This window comes from Nostoc sp. CENA543 (assembly GCF_002896875.1).
GTDB lineage: Bacteria > Cyanobacteriota > Cyanobacteriia > Cyanobacteriales > Nostocaceae > Trichormus.
Window position 1 is genome coordinate 4,503,492 of record NZ_CP023278.1, and the last position, 13,163, is coordinate 4,516,654.

Below are 13,163 nucleotides of genomic sequence, written 5' to 3' on the forward strand. Positions count from 1 at the left end.
GATTTTCAAAAAATCTATTTTTAAGCCATTTTTTAATGATAATTTACAGATGTGACACATCACATCTGTAAATTTACTCTGCACTTTCATAAAAGTTAGAGTTAAGAACTCTGGTAGATTGTAAAATTGCAATTGTCCTTATTCAATGGTTTCTGATTGTATTTCCTTGAGGCTTAATTCAGAAACTAAACTGGGAACTAATGTGGCTGTTTCAGCGTTGATTGTCTCGATTTTGGCATCATCCCCTGGTAGCCAATTCAGAAAGGGTAATGGTAGTAAGGTGCTGAGATTAGTAATTAGGACTAACAGCCATAATGAATCAAAATTGCTTTCAGTAATTCCCAGCCAGTGCATAATAATTGCACCAAATTCATAGGCAACCATCCCAGCTAAATTGGAAACTGACATTAATAAAGCAAATAGACTCGCTTCTACTCCAGGCGGACATAATCTGGCTGCTAAAACTAGCACCGGCATATAGGCGATTTGTCCCATAACTGTGAGAATTAGGCTATCACCTAAACTAAACCAGTGGTCGTCTATACCTAAAGCGCGGTTTGTGTGTGTGACCAAAAGCAGCATTGTCATCCCCAAAACGGCAGAAATTACCGTACTCCAGCCAAAAATGACTCTAAATGGCACACTTTTGAGGAAGCGTTGGAAAATCCACACCCCAATTAAAGCTGCAAAACTGGTTACTAACCTCACCCTACCTAAAAATTCTGGTTCAAAGTGAAGTTCGTTGGTAGTGAAGAAGAAAAAGGCTGCATCGGCGGTGGGTGTGGCTTGCCAAATAAAGACAAATGCTGTTGGTAGCCAGATGCTTTTTTGAGTGATGGCTTGACGTAGCTGTGCTAGTTGATCTTTGAGGCTGAGATTGTCTGTGGTTGAGTTTTCGTTGGTATCCTTAGTAACTGGCGATTCAGCAATTAACCAAGCTACACAGGAAACAATCAAGGGAAATGTGGCTGTAATCCAAAATACAGTGCGGGTAGTGAAGTGTTCTAGTAGTAAGCCGCTAAAGTAAGCTGTGATTAGGCCACCCAATGCTGAAGTACCCCAGCATAGTGATTGTAGAGAACCTGCATCCGCTTGGGATTCTACCCTGGCTCGTTCTACAACCAATGAGTCAACAATTACATCGCTAACGGCTACGGATAGAGAACCAAGGGCGATCGCTACTGTAGCACTCCATCTATCATTAACTATGGTCGCCAAACTCACCCAAGATAAAGCACCTAGTATCCCCGATAGTATCAAGTAGGGACGGCGACGATAGCCGAATATAGGTAAACCATCTGAGATAAAACCAAATATTGGCTTAATAATCCAAGGTAAGGCCACAACTCCCAACAGTGCCGACACCTGAACCGGACTCAGTGATAATTCATCTTTCAGGAAAAAACTGACGGCTAAACGTGCCAATCCTAAAATTCCTTGGACAAAGTAAACAGTCAGGATGGCGATTAACTCAGCACTGGGTTCATTACCGAAGAAGATTTTCTCTGTAACTGAGTCCTTGACCTTGGATAAGCCAGAGGAGTGAATCAGCATTTGGTGAATATTTTTGAAGTTTTATCGACTTTTATATCATATCGATTTCTGAGGGATTGGGTATAAAGGCAAAAGGCAAAAGGCAAAAGGCAAAAAAAGGAAAAGATTCTTTTGCTTTTTTACTTTGTCTGGGATTAGGGATTCTCCTTAGATGTTCTCATTGTCGGTTTACTTGATAACTAGTGGTTAGCACATTCGGTAATGTTTGCTGATTGAATATCACATATGTTAACTTCATGTTGAATTTGTTAATTTTTAACCAAACTTCATAAATCTGTCTTCACAAAGTTGACTGACATCAGAAGTTACACAATCACCATTTTTGAACATGGGACTAATTAAAGGTAATTCTCTCAATAACATTCTCATCGGTAATAGTGATGATGATCAAATCTACGGTTATGACGGTGATGACATTATTAATGGGGGATACGGGAATGACAGTCTGTATGGAGGAAATGGAAATGACACAATTATCGGGAGTTACAGCAACGACATCTTAGAGGGAGGATATGGAGATGACATCCTCTATGGAGACACAGGAGAAGACATATTAGATGGCGGTTACGGCAATGATATCTTGTACGGAGGAGCGCAAAGCGATCGCCTGATGGGAGGAGAAAACGACGACATCCTCAAAGGCGGGAGTGGAGACGACATCCTAGAGGGAGGATACGGAAAAGACATCCTCAATGGCGAAGATGGCAATGATAGCCTTGATGGTGGCGCAAACGAAGATATCTTAGAGGCGAGTGCAGGTAACGACATCCTCAATGGCGGAAGTGGGACAGATACAGCAGATTACAGTCAACGCTATCAACAAATTATTCTCACAGCCATTGACCGCATCGACAAAGGCACATCAGGACAAGACCAAATCCTCAACATCGAAAAGATTATTGCTAACAGCAGTTATCTACACGACATCATCGATGCGTCCACATGGGGAAACAACGCCAGCATCAATGCTAATTTGCAAACTCAAAGTTTAACTGTGACTGATAGCAGTGGTGTGAAAACTCTCAGCGTGGTCAACTTTGATCATGTCAGGGGTACAAGTCGTAATGACATCATCACTGGCAATACTGGCAATAATCAGTTATTTGGGAATGGCGGTGATGACACTATCCGAGGCAGTGGTGGTAATGACACTCTCGATGGTGGGACTGGTAATAATCTTGCTGATTACAGCCAACTTGGTCAAAGTGTTACTTTTGTGCCAAATAACACTATCAAGAAAGGTGCTTTAGGTAAAGACACACTCACTAACATTCAAACAATCATCGCTGATGCTACGACAGCTAACAATACTATTGATGTTTCCTCACTGACTACAATCACCTCAATTAATGCCAATTTGGCTAATCAAACTATCACTGTCAATGGTTCTCAATCTTGGAGAGTGGTGAATTTTGATGATGTTAAAGGGACAAATCAGGCTGATTCTCTCACGGGTGATAGTCAAGATAATCAATTGTTTGGTTATGACGGTGATGACATTATTAATGGGGGATATGGGAATGACAGTCTGTATGGAGGAAATGGAAATGACACAATTATCGGGAGTTACAGCAACGACATCTTAGAGGGAGGATATGGAGACGACATCCTCTACGGAGACACAGGAGAAGACATATTAGATGGCGGTTACGGCAATGATATCTTGTACGGAGGAGCGCAAAGCGATCGCCTGATGGGAGGAGAAAACGACGACATCCTCAAAGGCGGGAGTGGAGACGACATCCTAGAGGGAGGATATGGAAAAGACATCCTCAATGGTGAAGATGGCAATGATAGCCTTGATGGTGGCGCAAACGAAGATATCTTAGAAGCCAGCGCAGGTAACGACATCCTCAACGGGGGAAGTGGGACAGATACAGCAGATTACAGTCAACGCTATCAACAAATTATTCTCACAGCCATTGACCGCATCGACAAAGGCACATCAGGACAAGACCAAATCCTCAACATCGAAAAGATTGTTGCTAACAGCAGTTATCTACACGACATCATCGATGCGTCCACATGGGGAAACAACGCCAGCATCAATGCTAATTTGCAAACTCAAAGTTTAACTGTGACTGATAGCAGTGGTGTGAAAACTCTCAGCGTGGTCAACTTTGATCATGTCAGGGGTACAAGTCGTAATGACATCATCACTGGCAATACTGGCAATAATCAGTTATTTGGGAATGGCGGTGATGACACTATCCGAGGCAGTGGTGGTAATGACACTCTCGATGGTGGGACTGGTAATAATCTTGCTGATTACAGCCAACTTGGTCAAAGTGTTACTTTTGTGCCAAATAACACTATCAAGAAAGGTGCTTTAGGTAAAGACACACTCACTAACATTCAAACAATCATCGCTGATGCTACTAAAGCTAACAATACTATTGATGTTTCCTCACTGACTACAATCACCTCAATTAATGCCAATTTGGCTAATCAAACTATCACTGTCAATGGTTCTCAATCTTGGAGAGTGGTGAATTTTGATGATGTTAAAGGGACAAATCAGGCTGATTCTCTCACGGGTGATAGTCAAGATAATCAATTGTTTGGTTATGGTGGCGATGACATTATTAATGGGGGATATGGGAATGATATCCTTGCTGGTGGTAGTGGTAACAACATCTTAAATGGTGGGGGAGACTATGACACCGCCGACTATAGCCAAATCACCAAAAATATCACTTTCTTACAAACTGGTGTGATTCAAAAAGATGGTGGTTTAGGTGAAGATAAACTAGTCAACATAGAAAAAGTTATTGTTAACGCCAATGCTAGTAGTAACGTTATTGATGCCTCTACAGCAGACTCCAACACATCAATTAATGTGAATCTTAACTATCAGTTTTTCGATGTTATTAGTCTTTCTGGAATTAAATCCTTTGCCGTAGAAAACTTTGATGTTGTCAAAGGCTCAAATCAAAGTGATGATATCGTCGGAGACAATCAAAACAATCTGTTATTAGGTAACGGTGGTAATGACTTTCTAGATGGATATGAAGGCGACGATAATCTCAATGGTGGTAGTGGCGATGATTACATTTGGGGTTACTTCGGCAATGATTATTTAACAGGTGGGAGTGGTAACGACACTCTCATGGGAGAAGGCGATGATGATACTTTGCTTGGTGGTGATGGTGATGACTCTTTGATGGGTGGTGATGGTGACGATATTCTTATCGGTGGTTTAGGTCAAGATAAATTTGTCTTTAATAATGTATCTGAAGGGATAGATATTATTAAAGATTTTAATATTAGTGAAGGTGACAAAATCCAGATTTATCAATTGATGTTCGGCACTTCTAATATTAATGATTTTAGCTACGATCCCTCTACTGGTAATTTGTTTTTCGAGGGAAATAAATTTGTCACGCTGGAAAATCGCCCCATTGGATTTTCTCCTAATTCACAGATAGAATTCATTTGAATATCTCTCAACTAAGAAAATGTGAATTTGACGAACAAAAAAACCCTCTTCAAACCTCTCCCCTGCAAGGAGAGAGGCTTTAAAAACTACATTTATCGTTAATATTTTAGCTCTTTACTCCCCTCTCCGCGTCGGAGAGGGGCGGGGGGAGAGGTCAAAAAAGACTTATCGAACTCGCGTTAGGAAAATGCGGTGATTACTAATTTTTCTTAACCACAATCACCGCATTTTGTCCGCCGAAACCAAAACTTAAACATAATGCTTGGCGAATTTGACGATGATACGCAGTGCTAACAATATTTAAATCAAATTCTGTTTGTTTTAATCCTATGTTGGGGGGCAAAATTTCGTGTTGCATCCCCAACAACGTAAAAGCTAATCCCAAAGATCCTGATGCTCCTAGTGTATGGCCTGTAGCTCCCTTAGTGGAACTAACTGCGACCGTATGGGGAAATAATTTTTTGATCACGCTACTTTCCATCTGGTCATTTAGCTGGGTAGCTGTACCATGAGCGTGAATGTAATCTATATCATGAGGGTGCAGATGACTGCGTTCTAGAGCTTGCTTAATAGCTGCGATCGCACTTTTCCCTTCTAAGTCTGGTTGATTGGGATGATGTGCGTCTGCTGTCAACCCAAACCCTAAAATTTCACCATAAATCTTCGCTTGACGCTTTTGGGCTAAGGCTTTTGATTCTAAAACAAATACAGCCCCTCCTTCACCCAAAACTAAACCTTCCCGATGCAAATCAAAAGGGTAAGCACCAGTTTTCGCTAAAGCACCCATTCGTTGAAACCCTGAAATAGTCAAGGGTGTAATAGGTGCTTCTGTCGCGCCTGCGATCGCTCTTTCACATTGTCCTGTTTTAATTAATAATGTGGCTTGCGAAATTGCCCAAATTCCTGTAGAGCAAGCAGCCATTGGTGCTAAAACTATCCCTTCTGCACCAATTTGTCTAGCAGATGCGATCGCATTCATGTGGGGTAAAGTCTCTAACCAATCCTCTAATCTTTCCCCGATGACAAATGATTCTTGATGGAGAGATTTTGTATACCTATTCCTCGCTAACTTTTCCCAGGATGCTTGATGGCTACGACTAGAGCCAATTACTACTGCACAATCTGGTAATTTTGTCAATAAACCAGCATCCTTAATTGCGGCATCAACAACCAGCTGAGTTAATATTCTTAAACTAGCTGGTTGTTGACCAATTAGACCCAGAGGTAGTTGTTCTAATTCCAGAAACGGTTGATATAACTTAATTCCAGACTCACCAGCAATTAATTTCTGCCAACTCCCCTCTAGACTTGTACCCAAGGCAGAAACTAAACCAATACCAGTGACCACAACTTCAACCATTTCAAAGGGTATAGGGGTGTAAGGGAGAGAATTTTAGATTTTAGATTTTGGATTTTAGATTGAAATCCAATCCAAAATTTAAAATCCGTCTTGGAAAGTTCTGAGCGGAGGAAACCTCCGCTCAGACTTTCCGCAAAATCCAAAATTGAATTACCCAGTCCCTATTGTCCAACCTTCAAATTTTCGCCGCCTTGAGTGACTTTAGCAGAAGTAATGCGATCGCCTTGCTGAATTTTGTTAACTACGTCAAAACCATCGGTGACATAACCGAATACGGCATAGTTACCATCTAAAAATCCTAAATCTGCTAGTGCAAAATAGAACTGAGAAGATGCAGAATCAGGGTCTTGCGATCGCGCCATCGCTACCGCACCTTGTTTATGCCTTAATTGAGGTGCTTTAGTAATACGTGCTTGCTCAAAAGTTTTACTGTAAATCGGGCTAGCTTCCCCTTCGGGTTTGATTTCTAAGGGTATGTAACGTTCTTTCTTACTTACAGCGTCAATGTAACCGCCTGTTCCCCATCTGCTAGGAGGAACGTTTGTGCCTTCTTTACTTTGAGGATCGCCACCTTGCACTACAAACGGCTGGGGATCACGTACAACACGATGGAACACTAAACCATCGTAAACGCCCTTTTGAACTAAATCGACAAAGTTACCAGCTGTGATGGGAGCATTTGTACCGTCTACCTCGATAGTAATCGGCGAGCCGTTGACCGTCATCACCACGGTAGCTTTACCTTCAAGACGGGGTAAATCTTTCATACCTGGAACACTCTCATTCGTATTATTAGATACAGGTGTTGCTTCAGTGGTCGTTGTCGTGGTTGTTTCGGCTGTTGTTGATGCTTGTGAGGAATTAGAACTAGCCTGCTGCGTAGAACAGCCCCCCAACATCAAAGCACCGACTATCAAAAGTGCAACAAAAAATTGTGAAACTTTTAACCGCATTGCCATTACTGACTCAACCAGTGTATCTTAGCCTGTTTTTGTCATGGGGCAAGGGGCTGGAATTAAGTAAAAAGGAAAAAGGAAAAAGGCAAAAGATGTTGATTGTTAATTTACGCCTAATATGAATTAACACTTTGCCTTTTTCATGAGAGCCTTTTTTCTGTTAAAGTCCCTCTAATGGAACTTCTAAAAATCTGGCTAACTCTGCACCTTGAGTTTCTAACTCTGATAGTGGTAATGGTTGTCCTACCCGTGTCAAAGGAATGTCACGACGGCCTTTAACACGCAAATACAACGCGCGCCGAGGATTGATCCCTTCTTTAATTTCTATCCGCACAGATTGCACATCTTGAATACGGGAATCAATTTCAATCCGCCGATTTTTACCAGGAAAACCCCAGCGAAAGATTTTCAAGTAACCAGTTTCCTTATTGAAATCATTGTACCCGCCTCCCAAATCCAAAAGGATAGCTAGCCACAAGTACAATGCTAATAGCAGACCTGCCGTACCATACAGCCCCATTACCAGTCCCTGGGGGATAAATACTAATTGAGACGGGTCAGTAACTATGAGTAAATTAACTTTTAGGTAACTTGAGAGACCTGCCAATAAAAAGCCTGTAGCTCCCATTGTCACGACAGTTGCCCACCAGTAGTTACTAAACCTACGCGAACCGAGGACTTTTTGATGTAGAAGGCGATCGCCTTTGTTAACAGTTGTTGATCCAGTCATTGAACTACCTTGGCCTGTGAGTGCTTCCCTTTCACTAAAAGTCTGCCATTTTAACAGGATGTCTTGCAAGCTTAATGTTTAGTCAATAGTCATTAGTCATTAGTCATTAGTCCTTAGTTTTTTCTTCTCCTACCTTGTCTCCTTTTCCCAATGCCCAATGCCCAATGCCCAATCCCCAATCCCCCCAAATAAGATTTCTGAGAAAAGTTGTGTCAGATTGTAAAATTTCTGATATTGATAGTAATTAGTAGGATCGTGATCAATACTTGATTCCCCTAAGTGGGTTGAGCGAAAACCCGAACAATGTGATAAGTTAAGAAGCATTAAGTTACTACAAGCTAGGTAACTAGCTTGTGGTACGTGTAACGACATATGCCTGAGAAATGCTGACTTTCATAATTAGCAGAATCTCAGAAACTCAGTAGTGGTAAACTGCTGAAACTGTCAAAAAAAACGTTATTTCCTCGCGGCAGTTGCTTACGGGATGAAATTCCTCAAAGGTTCTGCTTAGAAACGTTGCAATTTTAGTAAAAGAGGATTTAGTTAGATGACCATCGCAGTAGGACGCGCCCCCAGTAGAGGGTGGTTTGACGTACTAGACGACTGGTTAAAACGCGATCGCTTCGTATTCGTAGGCTGGTCAGGGATATTATTATTCCCCTGCGCCTTCCTAGCATTAGGCGGTTGGTTAACCGGTACAACCTTCGTCACATCCTGGTACACCCACGGACTAGCATCATCCTACCTAGAAGGATGTAACTTCCTAACAGTAGCAGTATCCACACCAGCAGACAGCCTAGGACACTCCCTATTGCTGTTGTGGGGGCCAGAAGCCCAAGGCGACTTCACCCGTTGGTGTCAACTAGGTGGACTGTGGCCATTCGTAGCATTACACGGAGCCTTCGGATTAATCGGGTTCATGCTACGTCAATTTGAGATTGCACGGCTAGTAGGAATTAGACCATACAACGCCCTAGCATTCTCAGCCCCAATAGCGGTATTCGTCAGCGTCTTCTTGATGTACCCCTTGGGACAATCGAGCTGGTTTTTTGCACCCAGCTTCGGAGTAGCAGGAATCTTCCGGTTCATCCTATTCGTACAAGGGTTCCACAACTTCACCCTCAACCCCTTCCACATGATGGGAGTAGCAGGTGTATTAGGTGGTGCGCTATTGTGTGCGATTCACGGAGCAACAGTAGAAAACACCCTATTTGAAGACGGCGAAGCCGCCAACACCTTCCGCGCCTTCAACCCCACCCAATCAGAAGAAACCTACTCAATGGTGACAGCAAACCGATTCTGGTCACAGATATTCGGGATTGCCTTCTCCAACAAACGTTGGTTGCACTTCTTCATGCTGTTCGTACCCGTCACAGGCTTGTGGATGGCGGCAGTGGGTATCGTTGGTTTAGCACTCAACTTGCGGGCGTATGACTTCGTATCCCAAGAGTTGCGGGCGGCTGAAGACCCAGAATTTGAAACTTTCTATACCAAGAACATTTTGCTGAATGAGGGTATCCGCGCTTGGATGGCTCCTCAAGACCAGCCTCACGAAAAATTTGTATTCCCCGAAGAGGTACTACCACGTGGTAACGCTCTCTAATAGAACTGCCGTTATGGGCGGCGGACGCGACCAAGAATCCACAGGTTTCGCTTGGTGGTCTGGTAATGCTCGCCTCATCAACTTATCTGGTAAACTGCTGGGCGCACACGTTGCTCACGCTGGTTTGATTGTCTTCTGGGCTGGAGCGATGACCTTATTTGAAGTCGCTCACTTCGTTCCAGAAAAACCAATGTACGAACAGGGCTTAATCCTGCTCCCTCACCTTGCTACTTTAGGCTGGGGTGTGGGTGCTGGTGGTGAAGTTATCGACACCTTCCCTTACTTCGTAGCTGGTGTACTTCACCTCATTTCTTCCGCAGTCCTGGGCTTTGGTGGTATCTATCACGCCGTTCGTGGCCCAGAAACCTTAGAAGAGTATTCTTCCTTCTTTGGTTATGACTGGAAAGACAAAAACAAGATGACCAACATCATCGGCTTCCACCTAATCATTTTGGGTTGTGGTGCGTTGCTGTTAGTGCTGAAGGCGATGTTCTTTGGCGGTGTCTACGACACTTGGGCCCCTGGTGGCGGTGATGTGCGTGTAATTACCAATCCAACCCTCAACCCTGCCGTCATCTTCGGTTATTTAATCAAATCTCCTTTTGGTGGCGAAGGCTGGATTGTCAGCGTAGATAACATGGAAGATGTTATCGGCGGTCACATTTGGATTGCTTTAATCTGTATCTCTGGTGGTATTTGGCACATTTTCACCAAGCCTTTTGGTTGGGCGCGTCGTGCTTTCATCTGGTCTGGTGAAGCTTACCTATCCTACAGCTTGGGCGCGTTGTCCTTAATGGGCTTCATTGCTTCTTGCATGGTTTGGTACAACAACACCGTTTACCCCAGCGAATTCTTCGGCCCAACTGGCCCTGAAGCTTCTCAAGCTCAAGCTTTAACCTTCTTAATTCGTGACCAACGCTTAGGTGCTAACGTCGGTTCTGCTCAAGGCCCCACAGGTCTGGGTAAATACTTGATGCGCTCTCCTACAGGTGAAATCATCTTCGGTGGTGAAACCATGCGCTTCTGGGATTTCCGTGGCCCTTGGTTAGAACCTCTACGTGGGCCTAACGGTCTTGACCTAGAAAAAATCAAGAATGATATTCAGCCTTGGCAAGCTCGTCGCGCTGCTGAATACATGACTCACGCTCCTCTGGGTTCTTTGAACTCTGTAGGTGGTGTGGCTACCGAAATTAACTCCTTCAACTACGTATCTCCTCGCGCGTGGTTGGCAACTTCTCACTTCGTCTTAGGTTTCTTCTTCCTCGTAGGTCACTTGTGGCACGCTGGTCGCGCTCGTGCTGCTGCTGGTGGTTTCGAGAAAGGTATTGACCGTGAGAATGAACCAGTAATGTTCATGAATGATCTTGACTAGGTTCTAAGCTTTAATTCATCACTGACAATCGAACGCTTTTGCGGCTCTTGTGTAACAGCAAGAGCCTTTTTCTTTAGGTAAAGAAGCAGAGGGAGTAGGGGAGAATAGCTAATGACTATTGACTGTTGACTAATAACTAATGACTAATAACTAATGACTAAATTCAGAGTTAGACTTGCATAACTTCGACAGCATCATCTGATAGTTATCACATAAAGCGAAAGTTGGATTAACTTTTGTTCACTCAATTACTAACTTAGAAACTATGTTTAAGAATTTTTTAGCTAGTGTTGGCATTGGTGCAGCTAAAGTAGACACACGAATTTTCAATAATTCTGTAATTCCAGGTCAAGTATTAGAAGGCGAAGTCTATATTCGCGGCGGAGATGTCGCCCAAGATATTAATGATATTTATTTAAAGTTGGCTACTGAGTATAAACGAGAAGTAGATGATTCAACTGTGACAGAAGAATGTGTTCTTGTTAACTATCAACTTTTAGAACGTTTGACTATCCAGCCTAGAGAGGAAGTTGTCGTTCCGTTTGCAATAGATTTACCATATGAATTGCCATTAACTTTGGGTAGAACTCCTGTCTATATACGCACAGGATTGGATATCAAATCAGCTATTAATCCCAGAGATAGAGACTATCTAGAAGTACACCCACACCCATTAATGCAAAAGGTTTTGCAAGCGTTGGAAAATTTGGGTTTTCAGCTATATAAAGTTGATTGTGAATACACACATCATTTTGGCGGTGCTTATCCTTTTGTACAAGAATTAGAGTTTCGCCCTACAGGTAATTATCGTAATCACTTGGATGAGTTAGAAGTTGTCTTTCGTTTAAGAGAAGACAGATTAGAAGTTCTGTTGGAAATCGATAAACGCGCCCGTGGCTGGAAAGGCTGGATAGAAGAGGCTTTTGATGTAGATGAGCGTTATGAACGTCTGGTTGTGACACAATCAGATATGTATGAAAAAAATTTAGAAGCCATGATTGATGAAATTATTCACAGGCATCTACATTAATTTCTGTTACTAGCTTGGCTGAGTCATGCCAAGCTCAAAAATATGTATGGATATATCAAAGTTCGGACAGTAATTGAATCTGATTGAGAAGTTATAGCTTTTCTGACTCTAGTGAGGTACACAGAAGAATAATTAACCGCAGATAGACGCAGATAAATTTGTACCTCAGCAGACTAGGAAAGGCTATATTTGCTGACGAAAACTTAATTTCCACCCACATTCATTGCTGCTAACATTGCTTTTTGGCTAACATCTTTATATAGAGTCTCTAAATATTTCATTACTACGTCGCTAGAATTTAAGTTAGTAGCATCATCCTCTGTTTTTCCTAAAGGAATAGCACCTAACATATCTAAAACGGTTTCATTGCTTGATGGTGTAATCACTACTAAAGAAGAATCTAGTGGCTCATTATATTGCCAGCATTCATCAATTTTGACGCTATATTGATGACTATTAATTAGGTGTTTTTCATCATCTATTTTAGTTATATTAACTTCTAATTTCTCACCCCGTAAGTGGCGTAAATCGCTAATAATTTGTTCTTTAGTTCTGCCTCGTAACTGGAATAAAACAAAGGGGTCTTCGCTGAATCTATCGCCTAACTGATAGTAAATTGCGCCGATATGTTTACAAGGGTTAGCCTTATCAGGACAAGAACATTTACTGTGAACATCACCCAAAGTGAAGGGAAATAGAGACAAACCATTAGCAGTGAATACTTCTTCAATATTTTGAGGCATTTCTCCTGCTAATAATTTAGCAGCGAAAACAGCTTTTTTGGACATGGTTTCAATAATATAGCCCCATTCTTCATCACTGAAAGAATCCAGAGAAAGGGAAACTTTATAAGGTTCGACTTCACTACCTTGGACTTTGGCTAATACTTTTGCACCTTTAAATTCAATACTGAGAACGTTACCTTGACGTGCATAGTTTCTAGCACGTTCTAAGCGTTTTTTAAAGCGGTAGGAATCGAGTAGTTCTAACCATCTTTGTGACCACCATTCCCGGCTTGCTTGTAATGTTGTGTTTGTCATAAGTCAATAGTTATTAGTCAATAGTCATTAGTTATTAGTTATTAGTCAGTAGGGGCAGGTTTTGTACAATATTCACGTT

The 13,163-nt window shown here is 42.2% G+C and carries 9 protein-coding genes; 4 read left to right on the forward strand and 5 right to left on the reverse strand.

The genetic code is table 11. The annotated features are described in order from the left end of the window. Window positions 1–138: 138 nt before the first annotated feature. Entirely contained in the window at window positions 139–1,554 is a 1,416-nt protein-coding gene (locus CLI64_RS18610; RefSeq protein WP_103138602.1) for a folate/biopterin family MFS transporter, read from the reverse strand. A 328-nt stretch (window positions 1,555–1,882) separates the two neighbouring features. On the opposite strand from CLI64_RS18610, the gene CLI64_RS30880 reads away from it, so the two are divergent. Beyond that, the gene (locus tag CLI64_RS30880) at window positions 1,883–4,993 is read left to right on the forward strand and encodes a calcium-binding protein (RefSeq protein ID WP_157943297.1); all 3,111 of its coding nucleotides are present in this window, start codon (window positions 1,883–1,885) and stop codon (window positions 4,991–4,993) included. Between the two features lie 199 nt (window positions 4,994–5,192). Here CLI64_RS30880 and CLI64_RS18635 read toward each other — a convergent pair whose 3' ends face one another. The 3 genes from CLI64_RS18635 to CLI64_RS18645 all read right to left on the reverse strand — a co-directional run bounded on the left by CLI64_RS18635 (window position 5,193) and on the right by CLI64_RS18645 (window position 8,039). Then, the gene (locus CLI64_RS18635; RefSeq protein ID WP_103138606.1) at window positions 5,193–6,353 is read right to left on the reverse strand and encodes a beta-ketoacyl-ACP synthase; all 1,161 of its coding nucleotides are present in this window, start codon (window positions 6,351–6,353) and stop codon (window positions 5,193–5,195) included. A 161-nt stretch (window positions 6,354–6,514) separates the two neighbouring features. Beyond that, window positions 6,515–7,306 (reverse strand): peptidylprolyl isomerase, encoded by a 792-nt coding sequence (locus CLI64_RS18640; protein ID WP_103140791.1) that lies wholly within the window; start codon window positions 7,304–7,306, stop codon window positions 6,515–6,517. A 163-nt stretch (window positions 7,307–7,469) separates the two neighbouring features. Further along, window positions 7,470–8,039 carry a photosystem I assembly protein Ycf4 gene (locus tag CLI64_RS18645; protein WP_103140792.1) on the reverse strand — a complete coding sequence of 190 codons (570 nt, stop codon included), beginning with the start codon at window positions 8,037–8,039 and terminating at the stop codon, window positions 7,470–7,472. Window positions 8,040–8,586: 547 nt separating this feature from the next. Here CLI64_RS18645 and psbD point away from each other — a divergent pair. From psbD to CLI64_RS18660, 3 genes are all read left to right on the forward strand, one after another. Further along, entirely contained in the window at window positions 8,587–9,642 is a 1,056-nt protein-coding gene (gene psbD, locus CLI64_RS18650) for a photosystem II D2 protein (photosystem q(a) protein) (protein WP_103138607.1), read from the forward strand. Further along, complete coding sequence (psbC, locus tag CLI64_RS18655) at window positions 9,626–11,014, forward strand: photosystem II reaction center protein CP43 (RefSeq protein ID WP_103138608.1); 1,389 nt, start codon at window positions 9,626–9,628, stop codon at window positions 11,012–11,014. The genes psbD and psbC overlap by 17 nt, the downstream gene beginning before the upstream one ends. 265 nt (window positions 11,015–11,279) lie before the next feature. Beyond that, window positions 11,280–12,044 carry a sporulation protein gene (locus CLI64_RS18660; protein WP_103138609.1) on the forward strand — a complete coding sequence of 255 codons (765 nt, stop codon included), beginning with the start codon at window positions 11,280–11,282 and terminating at the stop codon, window positions 12,042–12,044. Window positions 12,045–12,247: 203 nt separating this feature from the next. Here CLI64_RS18660 and CLI64_RS18665 read toward each other — a convergent pair whose 3' ends face one another. Then, a complete protein-coding gene (locus CLI64_RS18665; RefSeq protein ID WP_103138610.1) occupies window positions 12,248–13,084 on the reverse strand; it encodes an SWIM zinc finger family protein in 837 nt (278 codons plus the stop codon). Between the last annotated feature and the right edge of the window lie 79 nt (window positions 13,085–13,163).